Here is a 20,401-nt window from a genome sequence, read left to right on the forward strand (position 1 = left end):
CACCCTCTAGCTTATCGGCTGTTTGTAAGGTTCGGCTATAGGTGGCGAAAGGTTGGGCGTTGCTAAATCTAAATATGGAAACGTGGTCCGCACCTAGCTGTGGACAGATTCCATTTTGTAGAGATATTACGTGTTGCAAAACACTTTTACCTTTGTGCCCCCAGAGCAGTTTTGCTTGATTAAGCTTGCAGTATGCAAACTCGTAGTGAGTATGACTTAATGCCGCTTGAGTTTGTGAACCCGATTGGTACTTAATAAAGCTCCAGCCATGCTGGGCCAACTCGATCGATTTGACCGTTTCTGCTAACGCCGTGCGCAAGCTGGTGGCTAATGGTCAGTCACTCTACTCATCAGTCTCTTAGTTAAGAAGGGCCTAACTGATATTGAATGCGAGTAAGGAGCTGGGCACATGTTTTTCAACTATGAGGGCCAGCATGTTCCTCAAGTCACCTTTCGAATGTTTACAGAGGTGAGTGGGTACGAGCTTTCAACAGCGGATCTTTTTGATCACAAAACCGTGGTGGCATTTGCAGTGCCGGGAGCTTTTACCTGCCCACATTCTCCGATTCAACTGTTGGCCTACAACGAATATGCCCAGGTATTTCGCGCGAACGGAGTTGATGAACTGCTTTGCGTTTCGGTTAACGATCCGTTCTCGCTGGCGTCTTGGGCTCAAGCAGAAGGAGCCGATCAGGTGCGCTTTATACCCGATGTGAATGGTGACTTTACTCGTCAAATGGGGATGCTGGTTAACCTTTCTGACAAAGGCATGGGATACCGCTCTTGGCGCTATTCCATGCTGGTGAAAGATGGGGTAGTTGAAAAAATGTTTGTAGAACCAGATGGTTTTGAGACAATGCCTGTCGTTTCTAATGCCGACACCATGTTGAACTACATCAATCCAGAGGCTAAACAGCCGGAGCAGACGGCTGTGCTGATGCAGATGTGGCGGACGATGCTTTCTGCCTAGGGAAAAAGAGTTACGCAGAGAAGAAACAAACCCACCTAAACCACAATCAGGAAAGTAATTATGACGAGTAGCCAAATGAGATGTCCGTTCCCAATGAGTGGCAAGCTAATGGAAATTTGGCGGGCCATATCATCTGTTATGGCATCAAGTAGCGCGGAAAAAGTGGAAGCCGGGACGCCACAGCCCACAACATCCAATGCAGTTAGTAGCGCCAGCAAATGCCCTGTTCTAAGCGGACCTCAATCTCGGCTGGGGACTTCGAATCGCGACTGGTGGCCGAATGCTTTGAATTTGAACATTCTCCATCAGCACTCAGCCAAGGCCAATCCTATGGGAGAGGACTTCAACTACGCTGAGCAGTTCAAGAGCCTCGATTTAGCTGCTGTAAGGGCAGACATCTATGAGCTGATGACCACATCCCAAGACTGGTGGCCCGCTGACTACGGCCACTATGGGCCGCTCTTTATTCGGATGGCGTGGCACAGTGCCGGCACCTATCGAATTGGCGACGGTCGCGGCGGCGCGGGTTCGGGTAGCCAGCGGTTTGAGCCGCTCAACAGCTGGCCCGACAATGCCAACCTTGACAAGGCACGCATGCTGCTTTGGCCCATTAAACAGAAATACGGCAACAAAATTTCTTGGGCCGATCTGATGATCTTCGCCGGCAACTGCGCCCTGGAATCGATGGGCTTCAAAACGTTGGGCTTTGCGGGCGGGCGCGTGGACGTCTGGGAACCAGAGCTAGACATCTATTGGGGCTCCGAAAAAGCCTGGCTTGGCAATGAGCGTTACGAAGACGATCGCGTGCTGCTAAACCCCCTCGCTGCCGTGCAGATGGGCCTAATCTACGTGAACCCAGAAGGGCCAGATGGCGAGCCTGATCCACTGGGCTCAGGGCGCGACATTCGCGAGACCTTTAAGCGAATGGCGATGAACGATGAAGAGACCGTCGCGCTCACTGCGGGCGGGCATACCTTTGGCAAATGCCACGGCGCGGGTGAAACCACCCACGTCGGTCCTGAACCTGGGGGTTCCACCATCGTCGATCAGGGCCTCGGCTGGAAGAACGCCTTCAACACGGGGGTCGGCGTCGATGCGACCACCAGCGGTATCGAAGGGGCATGGACTCCTACACCGACCCAGTGGGACAACAGCTACCTTGAAACTCTGTTTAAGTATGACTGGGAGCTGACCAAGAGCCCCGCTGGCGCGTGGCAATGGAAGCCTAAGGGCGACGCTGGTGCAGGTACGGTGCCCGATGCCCACGATCCGTCGAGACGGCACGCTCCCATGATGACCACTGCGGACATGTCCATGAAGATGGACCCCACTTATAACCAGATCGCCCAGCGCTACCGTGACAACCCAGATGAGTTTGCCGAGCAGTTTGCCAAGGCCTGGTTTAAGCTGACCCACCGCGACATGGGACCGCGATCGCGCTATCTCGGCCCTGAAGTTCCCCAGGAAGAGTTCCTGTGGCAAGATCCTGTCCCCGCCGTTGACCACGACTTGATCGATGAGCAGGATATTGCTGCTCTCAAGGCCAAGATTCTTGAATCGGGCCTGTCGGTCTCTCAATTGGTTTCGACCGCCTGGGCATCGGCATCCACGTTCCGCTGCTCCGACATGCGCGGCGGCGCAAACGGGGCGCGCATTCGCCTAGCACCGCAGAAGGATTGGGAAGTCAACCAGCCAGAGCAACTGGCCACGGTGCTGCAAACTCTGGAGGGCATTCAGCAGGAGTTCAACAGCTCGCAGTCGGGTGGCAAGCGGGTTTCGATCGCTGACCTGATCGTGCTGGGCGGCTGCGCCGGCATTGAGCAGGCGGCGAAAAACGCCGGTCACGACGTGACGGTGCCTTTCAAGCCGGGACGCACCGATGCCACCCAAGAGAAAACCGATGTGGAATCCTTTGCTCCCCTGGAGCCAACCGCCGACGGGTTCCGCAACTACACGAGCGGTAGGCACAGCGAATCCCTGGAAGAACTGCTGATTGACCGGGCGCAGTTGATGGGCCTGTCAGCTCCTCAGATGACGGCTCTTGTTGGTGGCCTGCGCGTTTTGGGGGCAAACTTTGGCGGGTATAAGCACGGCGTCTTCACCGATCGCCCCGAGACCCTGACCAACGACTTCTTCGTCAACCTGCTCGACCTGGGCGTGAAATGGAAGGCGACCTCTGAGAATGAGTATGAGTTTGAAGGGAGCGATCGCAAAACCGGCCAACAAAAGTGGATTGCCACTCGCGTTGACCTCATCTTTGGCTCAAACTCGCAGCTCCGCGCCCTGGCGGAAGTCTACGGCGCTTTGGACTCGCAGCAGAAGTTTGTGAATGACTTTGTGGCGGCGTGGGATCAGGTAATGAACCTCGATCGCTATGATCTGCGCTCAGTCTTAGCGGAAACCTCTACGCGCGGTTTTTAACCCTAGCGTGAGGCTGCGCTAACTAGAGGTCAAAGGCAGAAATGAGAGCTGCGTTTCAACTCGTCTTGAAGCGCAGCTCTCTACTTTAAGGCTTGACACCAAAGCTGCCTACAGCCCTAACTTGCGGCTAAAAAAATGACGGGAGCCAGACTTCAACCCGTTAAGCCACATTCAGAGTAGAGCTAGCATCTCGATAAATTTCATTACTTGCATTGAGGTCTAACAGGTCAGTTCAGCGGCACGAAGCAGCCCTCGAGACTTCACCGGAGCGCTATGCACTGCAACCGAGTAGTTAGATACAGATACCGCGTTACTACTCCCTTAATTACCGTAGTAATAGCTCTTCGGAATGATGCAGAGACTATGAACTTAGTCGAATATACTCTGGTAGAGTAAAATAATAAACCTGCATGACGACAGCCTTGATTACTGGAGCCTCTGCTGGCATTGGTGCAGCATTTGCCCAACAACTAGCAGCACATCAAACCGATCTTGTGCTGGTTGCTCGTTCCCAGGACAAATTACAGGAACTTGCTAATTCCCTCAAGCATCAACATCAAATTCAAGTAGATGTTATCGTCCAAGACTTGACAGCACCAGACGCGACAGAAATTATCTTTCAAACTGTACAGCAACTTGGACGATCGATCGACCTATTGGTCAACGATGCTGGTATTGGAGATTACGGTGATTTCGCTGAAAGCGATCGAAATTTTCAGCTCAAAACGGTGCAACTCAACATTGCGACAATTGTGGATTTGAGCCATCGCTTTTTGACTGGAATGCGGCAGCGTCGAACTGGAGGAATCATCAATCTATCTTCGGTGGGTGCGTTTCAGTCTATGCCCTACTTCTCTATCTATGCGGCAACAAAAGCTTTTGTTCTCAGCTTTAGCGAAGCGTTGTGGGCAGAGAACCGCAGCTATGGAGTGCATGTGTTAGCTGTCTGCCCAGGACCAGTTGGCGTCAAGTTTTTTCAAGAAGCAGGGTTTCCGTCGACCCTGGTCGATGTGGCTATAAAATTCGACACGCCGATTGAAACTGTTGTACGAGATGCCTTAAAAGCTTTTGAAAAGCGAGAGCCCATCGTGATTCCTGGCAATCCAATCAATCCCATTCTTGCTACGCTACCTAGGTTTGTGCCACGAGAGTGGATTTCTAGCTTCTGGAAGTTGGTGTTGGGATATAACTTCGAAAAGTAATAATATTCCTACTTTTCATCTGTGGCCTAATGGAACAAACCAACTCTGATAAAGCAAATGAAATTACACCTTCATCTGCAATACCTAGTGCCTTGATTGTGCCCTAGGCAGGTCATCGTGATAGACAACGCTAGCTTCCACAAGTCTCAGCACACTCAAGATTTGATTGAGCAGGCTGATTGCACAGTTCTGCTTGTACCACCCTATTCGCTAGACTTCAACAAGATTGAAAAATTCTAGGCTCCGCTAAAACACCATTTTCGCGAGATGCTCAGCGATTTCGATACCCTCTGGAACGCCGTCGATGATGCCTTTAGAAACCTGTCCTAACTATCCTGTGCACTGCAATAGCTAAGCCGCTCAACGCATCCGCATCCGAAGATAAGCCTGCCTATTTGGGTCGGTTTGGGCTTCCCCGCAGGGCAGAGCTAATACCTGTATACCTCAGGACTCTCGACCGTATAAATCTCCCCGTACACCATTACCGACTCTTCCCCCGGCAATAGCATTGGACGTGAGCGCCTCCCCAATAGCAAGTTTCGGAACGCCTCGTTGAAATTATCACCTTCAAAACAGAACGTACCCTGTAGCCCTAGGCTGTAGCATTTTCCAACGGTGTCCACAAAAAGTTTCCCGTGCGAGTGGTGATACTCTGCGACCCCAATGAGTTTCGTTTTAAGCAAATCATTCCACCTTCTCACGGCATCTTCACTGTCCTCGATTAAGCCGAAGATGATGTCGCTCGCTGCACATTCTTCGCCCGACCCGACCCGACCGACCTTTAAGCCACCGAATGTGGACAAGATCATGGCTGCTGGGTGCCCCTCCGGAATTAAACTTTGTGCTTTGTCTGGTAAAGCGACTCTGTGCTCTGGGTACCAACCAGCGCTCTGGAAGAAAGGAAGTATGTCAGTCGGAATTTCCATTACTCATGTTTACTTTTGCTGAAGGGTTAGCGCTTTCTAGCCCTCCCTCGCTACTGGGTTCAATTTACACAGAGAGGGGGAGCGTACATTTTTGTTCGTTACTTTGCATTGCTAGCTCGATGATGCGAATGGTGTCTCGCGACTCTTCGGGCTTAACCGCTAGCTCGGCGCGTCCGGCGATCGCATCGGCTACGTTTTGATAATAGGCCTGGTAGCTACCCGCTAGCGTTTCCACCTGCCCTTCTACGTGCAGCCCGTCGATTTGCGTGTTGAGCGTTCCCCAGCGCCCCTTTGGCTCTTCACCCCAGCCGGGTTCAGTCGGGGTGAGCCCGCGCTTCAGCGCTTCCTCTTGCGGGTCCATGCCATATTTGACGAAAGAGCCTGCCGTGCCGTGCAGGGTGAAATGGGGTTCCGGCCCGCGCACTAGCATCCCCCCTTTGAGAATCACCTTCAGCCCGTCGTAGTGCAGCGTCAGATCAAAATTGTCGATCGCCTGGGCAAAATCGCGCTGCACTCTGAGGTCGGCAGTCACCATCTGCGGCAAGCCAAATAAAACCTGCGCCTGATCGATCAGGTGAGAGCCAAGATCGAAGAGAATACCGCTGCCCTCGCCCGCTTCTTCTCGCCAGGCGTTGGGCCGAAGGAAATTTCTGAAGCGATCGTAATGGGCCTCGTATTCGACCAGGCGGCCCAGAAGATTGGTGCCCAACAGCTGCTTTACGGTCTGAAAATCGCCATCCCACCGCCGGTTGTGATGGACGCTGATCAGCCTGTTTTGCCCGCGCGCCAAATCGATCAACTGCTGGGCCTGGGCCGACGACGTGGTGAATGGCTTTTCGACCACAACGTGCTTGTTGGCGAGTAGAGACTGGCTGGCCAAGTCGAAATGGGAGCGGTTGGGAGTCGCGATCACGACCAGGTCAATCGCTTCGTCTTGCAGAAGGGTGGCGGCGTCTTGCACCACCTCAACCGATGGATCGCGATCGAGCGAGGGGTCTTGGTGGCGCGTTACAACTTTCGTTAGCCTCAGTTGAGGAACTGCTTGAATGATTGGCACGTGGAAGGTACGAGCCGCCATGCCATAGCCAATCAGCCCGACGCAGATTTCATCTACCATCTAACCACCAGAAATTATCAGAATAGGTTGGGTGAAACGTAGTGGAACCCAACACCTTCAACCTAAGCTTTCATCTCTTACTCACGACCAATTTCTTCATCAAACTCAACTGCTTGTGTTGTGCCCCAATCTACCGAATAAGCCCCATCTGCAACATAGCGGTGAAAGCTTGAATAGGGCCAATCCTTCGGCCCACTCACCAAATTATGTTTTACCGGATTGTAGTGAATGTAATCTACATGCTGGCTAAAGTTGGTCTCATTGCGAATTTGATGTTCCCAAAACCGTTGCTGCCAGATGGCTTGCTCTCCTTTGCGAAGGCGGGCAGTAGATTGTTGTTGCTTGTAGTTTTCAAGGCACCACAGGCTAAACCAAGCTTTGATGCGCTTCCACCGAGAGGAAAAGTCGGCATCACTTTCGGGCAGAGTCCAAATGCTGTGGATATGGTCAGGCAGAATGACGATGGCGTCGGTGGTGAAGGGAGACTCTGTTTTGGCGATATGAAAGGCTTAGCGAAGTAGGGCTACGGTTTCGTTGCTGTGAAATAGGGTTTGTCGATTGTAAGTAACGACAGTAAAAAAGTAGGTGACCCCTGGGGTTTGGGCTCGGCGGTAGCGCATGGATGGGTGAAGGAATTTGTGCGCTTAGGGTGAGTTATTTGATAGGAAAACTATCAGAGGAGTTGAGTTACGCTGCGCTTCACCCAACCTACAGTAGCGAGCCACCAGAAACAGGTGTAACTGAGTCACGCCATACATAGTAGAGACTCAGTCTTCGATCGCCTCAATACCCTGTTGCTTAAGTCGCTCAAGGTTGTCGAGCATGGCTTTGAGCTGTTCGGGGGGGTGCCCCTGCCAATCTGTGATCTCGCCCGTGACCCGAAGTGGATCGCGGGTGCGGTATGACTTGGTTGGATTGCCGGGAAATTTCTTGTCGGTCAGATTGGGGTCGTCTTCAATGGGGCCAGTCGGTTCCACGATGTAGATTCTGCCGTGTGCTTCGCCAAGAGCTAGCTCGGCCCCCCAGATGGCGGCATCTAAGGTAGCGGTCAGATAAACGTAGGCTGCTTTCTTCCGCTTACCGTAGTTAGAGTTATAACCGGACACGATTAAGTCGCCTGGCTTGAGGTCGGCTTTTGTGCCGTGGTAAAAATGCTGCGAATTTAGGTCGTTGATGGCTGCCATTGGCTCGCTCCTCATACTATTTAGTACCGATGCTCGCGATCGCACCGTAGGCCATCAGTTCCTTAGATTTTCTTGCGTTAGGTCAGGAAAGTTGTCGAGAATTTTGGTTTCGGTCATTTTAGAAGCTGAATATTTAAGCAATTTTCAATAGCTTTTGCGGCAGAGCTTAAACTAGCGGCTTGGGTTACTAAGTCTATCGTTCCAAATAAACAACTGGCACAAACGTAGCTATAGCTGCGATCGCAAATACTTCAATTATAGTTAGGGCACCTTGGCTCATTAGTCTTGTTTGCAAAGTAGGTAGTCTAAAGCCCTTAAATCCTCGTGCTTATTCTTAACAAGTTTTGAGTTTTTCGAGATTTCCTTTATACATCCGATCGCAGGGTTTTGTAATGTTTCTGTTTGCTCAAGGGTTGAAAACGCTGAGTGCCGTCGTGTGTTTAGTGGCGCTTTGTCCGGCTGCTTTGGCCGTTCAAATTAGTCAAGCTACTGCCCCAGCGGTGATTTCTCCAGCAAGCAGTGCGATCGATTGTGCAACAGAGCAAGCTCAGCTAGAGCAGTCTGTCGCAAATGGACTGGTTGATCAGGCACGGCAGCATATCAATGATAGGCAGACCGAGGCAGCCGCGATCGCCCTAACTCAAGCGTTTGAAGCGATCGGGCAGGTGGAGGATGTTTCAACGAAAGTTACGTTGCTTGATCAGATTATCAATAGCTATGAAGGTAGTGCTGATCGCAGCCTGTTAGAGCAACTGGTCAACCAGGCTAATCCAGTGCAGCGGCAGCAGGTTGCCGCCGTTTTGCCGCAGGCGGTGCAGGTCACGCAGAGCTTAAGCAGCGGCTATAGTGCCATAAAAACTCGAACTCTCACCTCGATCGCCCGTTACTACGGCATTTTGGAGCAGCCGCAGCAAGCTCAACCCGTTTTGACTCAGGCCTTGCAAGCAAGCCAGTCGATTCGCGGCGCAGAGTTTCAAACCAAAGCGTTGACTGACATCGCTCAAGTTTATGTGGCGATTCGTCAACTGCAAGCGGCTGTTCCTATCTTGGCGCAGTCGCTTCAGTTTGCTCAAGCTGCCACCTATCCCGATGCCAACCGCAGGGCATGGGCGCTAGAGCCAATCGCTCGACTCTATGCTCAGCTTGGCGAACCAGATCGCGCCCTGCAAGTCGCGCAGCAAATTGAGGATGCTCCTTACTACCAGTCCATCGCTATGGTCGCTGTGATCGATGAATACTTAAAGGCTGGACAGCTCAATCAAGGTGGACAACCCAATCAAACTAGACTAGTTGATCGCGCTGCTTCGATCGCCTTAGATATACCGGCCGATGACCAAAGAGCGATTATTCTCGGTGCGATCGCTGGTAGATATGCTGGAGCCAGACAACCTGATCGTGCCGCCGAATTATTGGGTCAGGCGCTAGAAATTAGCGCTCGCACTCGCACCACCGTTTCTGAACGAGAGCAAGCAGCCGTTGCGATCATTGTGCGGTATGCCGCAGCGGGGCAACGTGATGATGCCCTGCGTCTCGTTGGAGATTTTGACGACCCAACGGCAAAAGCAACTGGGTACGGCGCGATCGCCTTGCTCTATGCCGAAATCGGACAAACCGACCGTGCTCAAGCCACCTTAGCTCAGGCAGTTCAAAACACTGCTGCGATCGTAGACATTAGTAGCCGTAACCTGGTCAGACAGCAGTTGATTGATCAAGCGGTGCAAGGCGGACAGTACGATCTGGCGTTGCAGGTGGTGCAGACGGTCGATCTGGCAGAAGAACCAGAAGAGACATCCGTATCCTATAGTCGCGCTCAGGATCTAACCCAGCTTGCTAATCAAGCGATCGCCGCTAACCGCTATGAGGACGCCCTAAAAATCACGCAGGCCATTTCACCGACCTATATTGAGTGGCGCGATCGCCTGTTTTTGCAAATTGCTCGTGGTTTTGCCGAGGCTGGAGATTTTGATCGTGCTCAAGCCATTGCCCAGGAAAATGTTGATCCTGGCTTTCAGGCTCAAGTTTTTGCGGTTGTTGCGGCCCAGGTTCAGCTGGTTGTTCAGCAAATTGACCCAGCGACTGAACTGTTTAATCAGTCTGTTCAGTTGGCCAATACAATCGATTCTGCCGCTGCAAAAGCCGAAGTGCTCAGGACGATCGCAGATGAACACTTTAGAGCCAATCAGCCCGAAGCCGCGACGCAACTCTTGAATCAAGCGGTTGAGCTGGTGAAAACGATCGAAGATGAGGAAAGTCGTCTTTCTACGCTACAGGCAATTTCTGCACAATTTTCCGCTGCCAATCAACATCAGGCCGCGATTCAGGTGACGGACGCTATGCTTAATGCACCCGTGCGTCGTTCTGCCGCAATCGCCGAGGCGATCGCGGCAGCAATTGAGGGCGGGGACCTATCAACTGCACTCGCGACGCTGAATCGTTTGGATGACCCAGCCACCAAGACAACCCTGCTGCTGAAAGTTGCCGATCGCTACACCCAGGTGGGTCAGCGATCGCAAGCGGCAAGTTCTTTGGCTCAGGCCTTCCAGATGGCGCAAACCGTTCCCGGTGAGGAGTCGCAGACCATTAACGTTCGAGGTGGTGAAAATCCGTTATCCGTTGAAGACGAGCAAGATCGGGGCAGCTTGTTGGCGGCGATCGCGCTGAAATATGCTCAGATTGGTCAGGAGCAGCAAGCGCTACAAGTCGCTCAAGCTTTGCAAGATCCTGTTGGTCGTAATGCCTTGATTCTGCGACTAGGTTGTTATGGGGCTACGCCAGCACAGTGAGTGTCCGAGCATGGTCGGGCCGCTTGGTGAGGCGCAACGCCCCGTTAGGGCATGCGCGCGTCGGTGTCGGCAAGCTCAGTCGCTACGCGGCGATAGACCTGGAAGTTGCGGGTTCGGCGGCCGGTGGTGTCTGTCTGCTCTTGTACAACCGCCAGCAACGATCCGTCTTTGGAGGCGACTCGGCGTGCCGATGCGATCGCTACACCGTCTGCTAGTGCGGTGCTGTCGAGAGTGTGTGCATCGACCCGCGTTAGCGTGTGGGCGTCGGGACCGTCGGTGGGAGCGTCTGGCAAGGCGGGAAGCGGGTGCGGGGTTCCGTCTGCTTGGCCGCCAAAGGTGACTTCGTTCGCTGGACCGTTGGGTTCGGTCTGCCAGCGCACGTGCAGGGTGAGCACGCCAGGTGCTGACTCGGCGATCGTATAGCGACCACTCGCTGGGGGGGTGGCGGCCTCGTATAACGACAGTTCGGGCACGAGCTCCCATGTACCGAGATATTGGTCGATGGGCATCACTGTCTCCAAAGTGGTAATGCGGTGCGCTCTAACTATAGATAAGTATTAGATCTGGCAGCTAAGCTTTTTTGTTAGGTGGCTTCTAGGAGTTGGGCGCGGCGATCGCGCATGTATCGATAAAGGAATTGATGTGCTCAGGGTATGTTGTTTGGCAAGAAAACTATCAGAAGGTTGAATTATGCTGGCGCTTCACCCAACCTGCAAGCTCAACAGAGAACTTTACAATTGAGACTTCCGCTCATTGTCGATATCTTGAAAGGATAGTAGAATTTGCTTGAAGCCTGTAATGGTTTCTCTTTTTAAGATATAAGCAGCTAATAAGAATAGGAATTTCTGATATGGCTTTAGATCAACTCGAAGCATTTTTAAAGAAAATGAAGTCTGACCCTGCACTTAAAAATGAGGTGCTCGGAGCATCAACCGCAGATGATGTTGCACGAATAGCACTAAAACTTGGTTTTGAATTTTCAGGTGATGAATTACTAAGAATGTCAGGAAAGAACTTTGGCGGAGTTACTGTTGTGAAAACTGTTCTTCCTGGGGAGTATAATTAAACGCTTTTTGAATATCTGGTCATACAAGTTAGCTAGTAGGTTGGGAATAAAACTCTGCTGAGATTGCTGGGTTTCTTTGTGAACTCAACCTACAAAAGATCTGCGATCGCACTGCTCCTTGGCACTCAATAACCTGGCTTCGCCTGGATAAGCTGAAGAACTTGGTTATCTTGCCCGATTATCTTTAATTCATCCACCTTGACACCAACAGCTTGGATTGGCGCGTCAAAGACGAATAAGCCGTTAGTCACCTCATTGCTCAGAGTTCTCCCATCACTTAATCTTGCTTCCATCACAGCCACTTCTGCCGAGCGGCTTCGGCCAAGCAGAATAAGTGAAGTATGCTTACTTTGGGTAGGGCCAAAGTGAATATAGTCAATCAACTCCGTTGAAACGGCCTCAGAAGATTCATAGCTAAAGGTTCCTCCATTCGGAGGGGCCCACCAAACACCCCAAGGCAAACGCGAAGCGCGAACGTACGCTCCCTCTGGAGGGGTTGGCCAGCCCTGGCAAACCACAATTGCGGTTGTCGGCGTCAGTTGTTGCGCTTTTATAGTGGGGGCATCTTTACACAACCCATCTCGCCTAGCGGCTCGTTCTGGCGTGAGTCCCCAATCATCTATCAACCAAAGACACCAAATTACTGCAATCACGCTAAGCGGAGCTAGCAGCATGATTGCCCAGCTGGTTCCTTTAAGTACTCTCGACATTTTGCGAAACCTACCTGGTGCGGCCAATTCACAAACTATGCTTAATGACTGACTCTCACTACACCAGTTCCCAAAAGCTCTACTTAAGGGCTTGGACCATGACTCACCGCACAACAGTAGGGTGAAAATAGAACTTTCTGGGATTGTTGAGTTTCCTTCGTCAACCCAACCTATAAGAGATCTGCGATCGCACTGAGGTTTGGGCGCGGGCGATCGCGCATGGATCGGTGAAGGAATTTTGCGCTTAGAATAGGTTGTTGGGTAAGAAAACTATCAGGGGTGTTGAGTTTTCTTCGTTAACCCAACCTACAAGAAATCTGCGATCGCATTGATCCACTTGAATCAATTTGTTGTGCTGTAATACCTCAGAGAGTGATACAGCATTACTCCTTATTCTCACTATAGATTTGACGCCAATAATAGGGTTGCACCTCTCGCAACTTTAGAGAATGGTATTGAGTTGGGTCTGCTTTGTCAGGAACACCCACTTCAACGTCTAATCCCCAATACGCTAATCGCTCTTGACAGATACCACAGGGCGTCAGGATGACAAATGGTTCAACTGTCTCTTCCTTAGACACGCAAACTGACGCGCAGATCCGCTCATTCAATCGATGTGCTTCACAAATTGCCCCAGTTTCGTGGCATAAACAAGCTGCTGCATTAAGGGCATCAACGTAAACACTCGTAAGAATACGCCCTGTTTCTGTGTACATTGCCGCAGCTCCAGACCATCCTTCTGGAAATCGTTTCAGGGCTTGTTGCTTTGCTGCATTGACTAATTGATCATCGACTTGGTACGGCTTCATGCTTAATCACAATACCCACTCTAGAAAACTCTTCGTCAATATTCTTGAGTTATCTCTTTTGGGTTAGCTAGCTCAATCTAACCTGAAAGAGATTTGAGTCGCACTTATTCATAATCTACTTGGTGTTGCCTTACTAGATCCATCTTTCAACCGTTGGCCTGTCAATCCAGTAATCCACTTTTGAAGAATCAGTAAACTTTCTCAAGGCTTTGTCAGGCCAAATATGCAACTTACTTAAAAAGCCTGTGTTCTCAGCTGCCCTCTCAATAATTTCCCATTGCTCTAAAAAGTTGTTAGCCCAGCTCTTTTCATGCATCACCAAATCTACAAATTTTAGTCCAGCCTTTTGCATCCTTTTGCCGTTTGTTCCACGAGCATTAATTGGCTCCCAAAATACAACTTCAGGATTTAAGCGAGATATTTTTTGAAAATATGATTCGAACTCACGCAAAGTTATGTTAGGAGGGGTTGGGGCCGCTGCGACGAAAAGACGGCATCCTGCCTTAGCTCCTTTAATCATTGCGTTGTAGCGTGCCGAAGGAGATGGGGAATAAGGTTCTACAACTTTACTTAATTCATCCTCAAAATGAGGCAAGCTCATGCCAACCGTAACATTCTCATTACAAAGAATATCTAAATCTTTAATCCACAAAGGACTTCTAGTAAGGATTCGAACTCTCTTTTTGTAACGAAGTAAAATCTTGACTGTTTCTCTTGTAATCAAAGCAGTTTCCTTGGTCTGGTAAGGGTCCGTTCCAGAACAGAGTAGAACAACTCCTTTGCCACTCTCTGTCACTTTCCAGTTTCTTTTACGCTCAATCAAGTCTTCTAATTGAGAGGGGATATTGTCACGAGTAAAAAGATAGTTTCCCCATTCCATTTGCGGGTCTTCCACACCAGCCTCCGCAAGAATCGCTTTGCGTGTACGTATTGCAGGAGTCGCCGGAACGTAACAAAATGTACAGCCATGCAGACAACCAGACGCAATATTAACTACGTAATCACATAAGCCTTTCTTGTGAAGAGCACTTTCTTGTAAAGGATTAACAATTTTTTCACTACCTCTGACAATGCCTCTCATCTCAGAATCCAAACTAGTACATTCATTCTATTGGTCTGAGCCTAGAAATATACTAAAAGTTGTCTAAAGTTTACGGTTTTTTTATGTGAATTGAATCATCATCATCTTGTGGAAGCTATTAATTTATAAAAGAGAAGCTATGGTGGAGCACGTTTTTGGGGGAGATTGGACAAAGGAAAAACTGAATAGAGTCTCAAAATATCTTTCAGCTTATGTTCAGATTCTCAAGGATAGAGATTATCACTATTCATATATAGATGCTTTTGCGGGCACAGGTTATGTTAATTCTAAACTTTCTGTTGAAGATGAGCAAATAGAAATTTTCCCTGAGCTGACCGAAGGTGAGGGAAAAGAGTTTATTGAGGGATCTGCGAGAATAGCTCTTGGTGTAAAGCCTAGTTTTCGTCAATACTACTTTATTGATAAAGATCCGAAAAAAGCAAGAGATCTCGAAAGAATGAAATTAGATTTTCCAGAATCTCATATATCCGTAATATCTGAGGATTCAAATGTTTTCTTGAAAAGGTTTTGCAAAGAGTCAGATTGGCGAAAGCAAAGAGCTGTGATCTTCTTAGATCCTTATGGGATGCAAATTCCTTGGACGACGATTCAGGATATTGCGAATACTGGTGGAATTGATTTATGGTATTTATTTCCAGCAGGAATAGCTATTAATAGACTTTTGCGAAGAGATGGAAAAATCAGTATAAAAATCAAAGATAGACTAAATCAAACATTTGGTTCAACTGATTGGTTTGATCTTTTCTATCAAGCTAATCAAAATCTCGACTTATTCGGCGAGAACACTATTGAATATAATAAAATAGCGGACTTGGAAGACATTAAGAAATATTTTATTGGACGGTTAAAGGAAGTGTTTCATGGAGGAGTAGCCGAAAATCCTCTTTGGTTAGTTAATTCAAGAAATACTCCTTTATATTTACTTTGCTTCGCTTGCAGCAATCGAAATGTGAAAAGTGCAGTCAAAATTGCGCAGCATGTTCTTGAGCAACCCGAAAAAAAGCAACCGAGTAACAAAACAACTTATCCTACTATTCCTGGCCTGAATATTTAAACTTGGAATTTGTAATACTAATTACGCTGCTACGGTTGACCTAAAGTTCTTGTGCGAGTATTCTTTATCGTCAAGCCGTTCAGCCAGAGCGGTGACCACGCAGAACTCGAAAATCTTAGCGCTGCCTGAAGGTGTTAACGGCACCAACAGACAGCTAACCCCGCAAATCTAGCACGCAGATTGCGAGGCTAGGCTCATCGTACCCTAGCCCCCTCAGTTTGCACTTCAGCTGCGGGTGGCTAGGGTTTTCGCGTTCTGTTTCTTTCCATCCACAAAGGAAACAGAACCCATGTTTGAATATCTCGAACCCGATGCCAGCGATGACCAAGAGACCGAGTCCCTGCCACTGCCGCCATCTGGGGCAACTAGCAAAGGCACCCGGTCCCTAAACCCCGAGAAAGTGCGACACATGCTCTACGGCAGCCTCGCCGGCATAGACCGCACCATCAAAATCCTCCATGCCCTAGGCTACACCGACCCCAACGACTGGAGCGACCCCATCCCCATGCCGCCCAACAGCGACATACTTGGGGCCACCTCCTCAGGAGGCACCATCTGGATGGCGATCGCCACCAAAACCGTGCTGATTGAGTAATGCACCCCTTGCCCCCGACGGCATACCCTTTGTTGTCGGGGGCTGCGATCGCAAAAAAACAAGCTCACCGGCTCCCAAACTTGGCATACCAAGCAGCCCGCTTAACAACCCAAGGCCGCACATAGCCTTACTAACCTCGCAGTAAGGCTTACTAACCTCACAGTAAGGCTTAACAACTTCGCAGTAAGGCTTACTAACCTCGCAGTAAGCTTTACTAACTCCACAGTAAGCCTTACTAACCTCGCAGTAAGCTTTACTAACTCCGCAATAAGCCTTACTAACCTCGCAGTAAGCTTTACTAACTCCACAGTAAGCCTTACTAACCTTGCAATAAGCCTTACTAAGTAGCCCTATCCCTCTGCAATAGACCTCTGCATCCTAAAATACCTGCATCGGCCTATCGAGCTGGCGAAAATGCCCCTGCCCACCGAACTCTGGATCGACACCCTGCCCTCTGCGATCGGCGACATTCTACTGGTGTCAGACGGTGCGTCGCTCTGCGCCCTCGACTTTGCCGACTACCAAACTCGCCTGCTGACCTTGCTCAAAAAGCGGTTTGCCGCGGTAACCCTAACACCCAGCACCAACCCCCAGGGCTTTAGCGATCGCCTCAAAGCCTACCTTGCGGGCGATCTGCACAGTTTCGACGCCGTGCCCGTCAACCCAGGGGGCACCGCCTTTCAGCAGCAGGTGTGGCTAGCGCTGCGCCAAATACCCGCTGGCACCGTGGCCACCTACGGCGAACTGGCGAAAAAACTGGACAAACCCACAGCCTATCGAGCAGTGGGCATGGCCAACTCGCTCAACCCCATCGCGATCGCCCTACCCTGCCATCGCGTCGTCGGCACCAACGGCCAGCTCACCGGCTACGCGGGCGGCCTAGCGCGCAAACAATGGCTGCTGCACCACGAAGGCGTCAATTTAGCCAACCTAAGCTCGATTCAGCAAGAACTAGCGCTCGGGCTTTAGCTATTGCGTCGGTTCATTAAGATCGCAAAGTCCCCTTTCCTCTCCCCCAGAGAGGAGAGGGGAGCCGGACCTCTCAAAGTCCCTCTCCCAATTTGGGAGAGGGATTTAGGGTGTAGCTTGCTTCCCGCAGGGTGGGCCACGAAGGCTTCAATCTGGCCAACCAAGGTGCGATTCAACAAGAATTGTCGCTCGGGCTTTAGCTCATATCGGGGCGACCCAGCCTGGAATAATGGTAGATACCCGTTTCCTTTGGCACGCCCCATGACCATGTCTGCACCGGATCTGCGATCGCCCCTCACCCTGCCCGAGATGGGCTGTGGCACCTGGGCCTGGGGCAACCGGCTGCTGTGGGGCTACGACCCCACCATGGATGACGAGTTGCACCAGGTCTTTAACCACTGCGTCAGCCACGGCGTCACCCTGTTCGACAGCGGCGACTCCTACGGCACCGGACGGCTTAATGGCCGTAGCGAAGTCTTGCTGGGGCAGTTTGCCCAGAGCTACACGGGGCCAAACCAAGATGCCCTCTGCCTGGCGACGAAGCTGGCCGCCTACCCCTGGCGACTCACCGCCGGGTCGGTGGTGAAAGCCGGAGCCGCCTCCGTCGAGCGGCTGGGCCGCCCCATCGACCTGGCCCAGATGCACTGGTCTACCGCCAACTACGCCCCCTGGCAGGAAGGCCCATTTCTCGATGGGCTAATAGAGCTGTGCGTTCAGGGAAAGGCGCGGGCGATCGGCCTGTCAAACTTTGGCCCCAAGCGGCTCAAGCTGGCCCACCAGCGGCTGCAAGATCGGGGACTGGCGATCGCCACGCTGCAAGTGCAGTATTCGCTGCTGTCAACCTACCCCGTGACCGAGCTAGGCCTCAAAGATCTCTGCGACGAACTGGGCATTCGCCTGATCGCCTATAGCCCCCTGGCTCTAGGATTGCTGACCGGCAAATACTCCGCTCAGGGGCCGTTTCCCTCCGGCCTGCGGGGTCTGCTATTTCGCCGACTGCTGCCCAAAATTCAGCCGCTGCTGGAGGTGCTGGGGGCGATCGCTGCCCATCGCCAAAAAACCTCGGCTCAAGTCGCTCTCAACTGGTGCATTTGCAAAGGCACCATGCCAATTCCAGGAGCCAAAACCCTAGCTCAAGCGCAGCAGAATACCGATGCCCTGGGCTGGCGGCTAGACGCTGGAGAAGTTGAAGAGCTAGATCGAGCAGCCAACCGCAGCAACGGTCGCATGGTGCAGAACAACTTTCAGTCCCGCTAGCCTATTCCTTTAGATAGATATTGCTGATTTTTGCCTACATCGTTAACTAGAGATTAAGAGTAGCCGCAGGGGAGATGCGCGGTGACTTACCGGTCTCGATAATGGTCGCATCAGGCAAGGCAGTTGAGTTCCTATCCCAGTTTTGGAGCACCCCCATGCTGCGTTACGCGTTGCTTTTTTTAGTTGTCGCTTTGATTGCCGCGTTCTTTGGGTTTAGTGGTGTAGCCGGCACCGCCGCAGGCATCGCCCAACTTTTGTTCTACATTTTCTTGGCCATCTTTGTCGTGTCGCTGGTTATGAATCTCGTCAAGCGCGCCTAGGCTTTTGAAGCCAGCGAGCGATCAGCAACAGATATGTTTGCGCGAATTACTCCCCCTTTGCTTGACGGCGAAAGGGGATTTTTTTGGCGATAAACCCACATACAGGTCAGAAAAGTCAGCCAACCCATGGACTGTCCAAGTTGGCAGGTTGAACGTCCAACCCTGCCGTCCTTTCCCTGGCTACTTTGCCAACCTGTTAGCCTCCCACTACTTCGCCCCTCGCAGGGCCACCATCCACCGATTGGGCTTGCTCTTGGTGCGGGCTGTGACCCGCCAAACCCGGCTGCCGCTGAGATGGTTAACTATCGCCACCATGCCAATTAGGGCCTTGAGCCAAAAGTAAACCGGCGACAGCACGCAGTAAAGCACACCGTGGCGGCGGGTGTAGGTCGACTCCTTCGGACGCAGCAGCATTGCGACCGCCACTTGCAGCACCACGCTCAGGGTCAACAACCCCATTAGCACCAGGTTGAGGTTTTCAAAATTGAGGTCGCGATCGCGGCCGCTCAGGTGAATGCTGAGCAGCATCGGCACCACCTGCCACACCAGCGGATAAAAAAACTGGCTAAACAGCAGCATCAGCACCCAGTAGGGCTTTTGCACAGCGTCTAACCGGGGCGATCGCGCCACGCGACCCAGGTGCAAACCCGCTACCTCTAGCCAACCCTGACTCCACCGCTGGCGCTGAAACCACAGCCCGCGCAGGTTATCGGGGGCCAGTTCGGTAGTGACAATCGCCGGGTCATGCACCAGACGGCAGCCCCCCAGCAAGCCCCGCACCGTCACGTCAATGTCTTCGGTGAGGCGGGTGTGGTGAAAGCCCAGGTGGCGCAGGGCCGAGGTGCGCCAGTAGCCGTTGGAGCCACCAAATAGAGCCGTGTCAGCCAGCAGCGATCGCCCGTAGTGGCTAATGCCGTAGATGCACTCAAACTCCACCGCAATCAGCTGGGTCAACCAGCTATCCTGGGCGTTGCGAATAATGTTGCGCCCCTGCACCACGTCGTAGCGGCCCTGATATAGCCAGGCCCAGGCTCGACTAAGACAGTCTGCCGCCGGATGGTGATCGGCGTCAAAGATGCCCGTCATCTCGCCCGCCGCCACCTGCAGGGCGGCGTTGAGGTTTTCGGCCTTAGAGTGACTGTGGGGAACGGGCAGCAGCACCAGGGCTGGGTAGCGCCGCGCCAGCACCTGCAAGCGGTCTTCTACCGGCAGCCGCGTCGGGGTGTTGTAGGCCAAAATAATCTCCCACCCCTGGGATGGCGGCGTCACTTGGGTCAACCAGTGCAGCAACGTGTCTTCAATGATGTCTTGCTCGTTGGGCAGGTAGGCCGCCACAATCACCGAGACAAAGGGCACCGAAACAAACGGCGTTGAAACCAGGGGCACCGAAACCACGGGCAGGGCGCCCTGGGGCGGCAGCGACTCCGGCACCACAGACGACAGCCGTTGCTGCCGCACCCGGCACCAGCGCTGCAGCAGTCCCCGATCAAACCAGGGGTTAGACCGACGGCTGCTGTAGATCACAACGGCGGTTTCGGCGTTGATGATCACCAGACCAATCAGTGAAACGGCCAGTAGGGCCCATTGCAGTATCCCCAGGCTATGACCGTAGTCAAGAGCAGCAATGTATACCGCCATCGGTATGCACAGCAGCCAGAGGCTCAACCACAGTAGCCGTCTGGCGTTGGCCAGAACAGGCTCAGCAAACAGCGCCAAGCTCGACTTCATAGGCGGGGATTAACTCCTTACTTGATTAGGTGGAAAAGCCAGCAAACTGACGACATATCTTTGCCGCTAACAACCATGAAACACTGTACCAGCCCAGCCAGGGTGAGCTGATATAGGTGCCATAGATACCTGTAAATCCCTCGTAAGCAGCTTGCACCTGCTGATTGTCCCAAAAAAAAGTAAATTTT

The 20,401-nt window shown here is 51.8% G+C and carries 19 protein-coding genes and 1 pseudogene; 11 read left to right on the top strand and 9 right to left on the bottom strand.

The window, feature by feature from the left end; all coding sequences use genetic code 11:
* The first annotated feature begins 409 nt into the window (after positions 1–409).
* The 4 genes from H6F59_RS17485 (at position 410) to H6F59_RS27685 (ending at position 4,833) form a co-directional block, all read left to right on the top strand.
* Positions 410–970, top strand: coding sequence for a peroxiredoxin (locus H6F59_RS17485; RefSeq protein ID WP_190702870.1), 561 nt, complete (start codon positions 410–412; stop codon positions 968–970).
* A 93-nt stretch (positions 971–1,063) separates the two neighbouring features.
* A complete protein-coding gene (katG, locus tag H6F59_RS17490) occupies positions 1,064–3,391 on the top strand; it encodes a catalase/peroxidase HPI (protein WP_242021530.1) in 2,328 nt (775 codons plus the stop codon).
* A gap of 410 nt (positions 3,392–3,801) precedes the next feature.
* On the top strand, positions 3,802–4,593 hold the full coding sequence (locus H6F59_RS17495; RefSeq protein WP_190702873.1) for an SDR family oxidoreductase: 792 nt from the start codon (positions 3,802–3,804) through the stop codon (positions 4,591–4,593).
* A gap of 117 nt (positions 4,594–4,710) precedes the next feature.
* Entirely contained in the window at positions 4,711–4,833 is a 123-nt protein-coding gene (locus H6F59_RS27685) for a transposase (RefSeq protein ID WP_190702876.1), read from the top strand.
* Positions 4,834–5,021: 188 nt separating this feature from the next.
* On the opposite strand, the gene H6F59_RS27690 is transcribed toward H6F59_RS27685, so the two are convergent.
* The 4 genes and pseudogenes from H6F59_RS27690 to arr all read right to left on the bottom strand — a co-directional run bounded on the left by H6F59_RS27690 (position 5,022) and on the right by arr (position 7,820).
* Entirely contained in the window at positions 5,022–5,519 is a 498-nt protein-coding gene (locus tag H6F59_RS27690) for an SUKH-3 domain-containing protein (protein ID WP_190702879.1), read from the bottom strand.
* A gap of 64 nt (positions 5,520–5,583) precedes the next feature.
* Entirely contained in the window at positions 5,584–6,636 is a 1,053-nt protein-coding gene (locus tag H6F59_RS17510; RefSeq protein WP_190702881.1) for an oxidoreductase, read from the bottom strand.
* A gap of 77 nt (positions 6,637–6,713) precedes the next feature.
* Positions 6,714–7,256 (bottom strand): annotated as a pseudogene (locus tag H6F59_RS27695) (REP-associated tyrosine transposase).
* Positions 7,257–7,403: 147 nt separating this feature from the next.
* The gene (arr, locus tag H6F59_RS17520) at positions 7,404–7,820 is read right to left on the bottom strand and encodes an NAD(+)--rifampin ADP-ribosyltransferase (RefSeq protein ID WP_190702884.1); all 417 of its coding nucleotides are present in this window, start codon (positions 7,818–7,820) and stop codon (positions 7,404–7,406) included.
* Between the two features lie 392 nt (positions 7,821–8,212).
* On the opposite strand from arr, the gene H6F59_RS17525 reads away from it, so the two are divergent.
* Positions 8,213–10,603, top strand: coding sequence for a lipopolysaccharide assembly protein LapB (locus H6F59_RS17525; protein ID WP_190702887.1), 2,391 nt, complete (start codon positions 8,213–8,215; stop codon positions 10,601–10,603).
* Positions 10,604–10,647: 44 nt separating this feature from the next.
* Here the strand turns inward: H6F59_RS17525 and H6F59_RS17530 are convergent, their stop codons facing one another.
* On the bottom strand, positions 10,648–10,896 hold the full coding sequence (locus H6F59_RS17530; RefSeq protein ID WP_190702890.1) for a hypothetical protein: 249 nt from the start codon (positions 10,894–10,896) through the stop codon (positions 10,648–10,650).
* A 557-nt stretch (positions 10,897–11,453) separates the two neighbouring features.
* Between H6F59_RS17530 and H6F59_RS17535 the strand changes: the two genes are divergently transcribed.
* Positions 11,454–11,669, top strand: coding sequence for a Nif11-like leader peptide family natural product precursor (locus H6F59_RS17535; protein ID WP_190517209.1), 216 nt, complete (start codon positions 11,454–11,456; stop codon positions 11,667–11,669).
* 125 nt (positions 11,670–11,794) lie between these two features.
* On the opposite strand, the gene H6F59_RS17540 is transcribed toward H6F59_RS17535, so the two are convergent.
* The 3 genes from H6F59_RS17540 to H6F59_RS17550 all read right to left on the bottom strand — a co-directional run bounded on the left by H6F59_RS17540 (position 11,795) and on the right by H6F59_RS17550 (position 14,269).
* Positions 11,795–12,379 carry a hypothetical protein gene (locus H6F59_RS17540; protein WP_190702893.1) on the bottom strand — a complete coding sequence of 195 codons (585 nt, stop codon included), beginning with the start codon at positions 12,377–12,379 and terminating at the stop codon, positions 11,795–11,797.
* A gap of 383 nt (positions 12,380–12,762) precedes the next feature.
* Entirely contained in the window at positions 12,763–13,188 is a 426-nt protein-coding gene (locus H6F59_RS17545) for a cytidine deaminase (RefSeq protein WP_190702897.1), read from the bottom strand.
* A 133-nt stretch (positions 13,189–13,321) separates the two neighbouring features.
* Positions 13,322–14,269: a radical SAM protein gene (locus H6F59_RS17550; RefSeq protein WP_190702900.1), complete on the bottom strand. Its 948-nt coding sequence runs from the start codon at positions 14,267–14,269 to the stop codon at positions 13,322–13,324.
* Between the two features lie 139 nt (positions 14,270–14,408).
* Here H6F59_RS17550 and tcmP point away from each other — a divergent pair, with 139 nt between their 5' ends.
* From tcmP to H6F59_RS17575, 5 genes are all read left to right on the top strand, one after another.
* The gene (gene tcmP, locus H6F59_RS17555; protein WP_190702904.1) at positions 14,409–15,344 is read left to right on the top strand and encodes a three-Cys-motif partner protein TcmP; all 936 of its coding nucleotides are present in this window, start codon (positions 14,409–14,411) and stop codon (positions 15,342–15,344) included.
* Between the two features lie 289 nt (positions 15,345–15,633).
* Complete coding sequence (locus H6F59_RS17560; RefSeq protein ID WP_190702907.1) at positions 15,634–15,939, top strand: hypothetical protein; 306 nt, start codon at positions 15,634–15,636, stop codon at positions 15,937–15,939.
* Positions 15,940–16,353: 414 nt separating this feature from the next.
* On the top strand, positions 16,354–16,908 hold the full coding sequence (locus H6F59_RS17565) for a methylated-DNA--[protein]-cysteine S-methyltransferase (protein ID WP_190702911.1): 555 nt from the start codon (positions 16,354–16,356) through the stop codon (positions 16,906–16,908).
* Between the two features lie 261 nt (positions 16,909–17,169).
* Entirely contained in the window at positions 17,170–18,165 is a 996-nt protein-coding gene (locus H6F59_RS17570) for an aldo/keto reductase (protein ID WP_199325838.1), read from the top strand.
* A 155-nt stretch (positions 18,166–18,320) separates the two neighbouring features.
* The gene (locus tag H6F59_RS17575) at positions 18,321–18,485 is read left to right on the top strand and encodes a DUF1328 domain-containing protein (RefSeq protein ID WP_190517191.1); all 165 of its coding nucleotides are present in this window, start codon (positions 18,321–18,323) and stop codon (positions 18,483–18,485) included.
* Positions 18,486–18,692: 207 nt separating this feature from the next.
* On the opposite strand, the gene H6F59_RS17580 is transcribed toward H6F59_RS17575, so the two are convergent.
* Entirely contained in the window at positions 18,693–20,213 is a 1,521-nt protein-coding gene (locus H6F59_RS17580; RefSeq protein WP_190702914.1) for a glycosyltransferase, read from the bottom strand.
* Between the last annotated feature and the right edge of the window lie 188 nt (positions 20,214–20,401).

The sequence above is a fragment of the Nodosilinea sp. FACHB-141 genome, from assembly GCF_014696135.1.
Classification (GTDB): Bacteria; Cyanobacteriota; Cyanobacteriia; order Phormidesmidales; family Phormidesmidaceae; genus Nodosilinea.

Bases quoted from the DNA above. Each gene is read 5' to 3' on its own strand.
- H6F59_RS17485 (WP_190702870.1), top strand. From the start codon at position 410: ATGTTTTTCAACTATGAGGGCCAGCATGTTCCTCAAGTCACCTTTCGA.
- katG (WP_242021530.1), top strand. From the start codon at position 1,064: ATGAGTGGCAAGCTAATGGAAATTTGGCGGGCCATATCATCTGTTATG.
- H6F59_RS17495 (WP_190702873.1), top strand. From the start codon at position 3,802: ATGACGACAGCCTTGATTACTGGAGCCTCTGCTGGCATTGGTGCAGCA.
- H6F59_RS27690 (WP_190702879.1), bottom strand. From the start codon at position 5,519: ATGGAAATTCCGACTGACATACTTCCTTTCTTCCAGAGCGCTGGTTGG.
- H6F59_RS17510 (WP_190702881.1), bottom strand. From the start codon at position 6,636: ATGGTAGATGAAATCTGCGTCGGGCTGATTGGCTATGGCATGGCGGCT.
- arr (WP_190702884.1), bottom strand. From the start codon at position 7,820: ATGGCAGCCATCAACGACCTAAATTCGCAGCATTTTTACCACGGCACA.
- H6F59_RS17525 (WP_190702887.1), top strand. From the start codon at position 8,213: ATGTTTCTGTTTGCTCAAGGGTTGAAAACGCTGAGTGCCGTCGTGTGT.
- H6F59_RS17535 (WP_190517209.1), top strand. From the start codon at position 11,454: ATGGCTTTAGATCAACTCGAAGCATTTTTAAAGAAAATGAAGTCTGAC.
- H6F59_RS17540 (WP_190702893.1), bottom strand. From the start codon at position 12,379: ATGTCGAGAGTACTTAAAGGAACCAGCTGGGCAATCATGCTGCTAGCT.
- H6F59_RS17545 (WP_190702897.1), bottom strand. From the start codon at position 13,188: ATGAAGCCGTACCAAGTCGATGATCAATTAGTCAATGCAGCAAAGCAA.
- H6F59_RS17550 (WP_190702900.1), bottom strand. From the start codon at position 14,269: ATGAGAGGCATTGTCAGAGGTAGTGAAAAAATTGTTAATCCTTTACAA.
- tcmP (WP_190702904.1), top strand. From the start codon at position 14,409: ATGGTGGAGCACGTTTTTGGGGGAGATTGGACAAAGGAAAAACTGAAT.
- H6F59_RS17560 (WP_190702907.1), top strand. From the start codon at position 15,634: ATGTTTGAATATCTCGAACCCGATGCCAGCGATGACCAAGAGACCGAG.
- H6F59_RS17565 (WP_190702911.1), top strand. From the start codon at position 16,354: ATGCCCCTGCCCACCGAACTCTGGATCGACACCCTGCCCTCTGCGATC.
- H6F59_RS17570 (WP_199325838.1), top strand. From the start codon at position 17,170: ATGACCATGTCTGCACCGGATCTGCGATCGCCCCTCACCCTGCCCGAG.
- H6F59_RS17575 (WP_190517191.1), top strand. From the start codon at position 18,321: ATGCTGCGTTACGCGTTGCTTTTTTTAGTTGTCGCTTTGATTGCCGCG.
- H6F59_RS17580 (WP_190702914.1), bottom strand. From the start codon at position 20,213: ATGAAGTCGAGCTTGGCGCTGTTTGCTGAGCCTGTTCTGGCCAACGCC.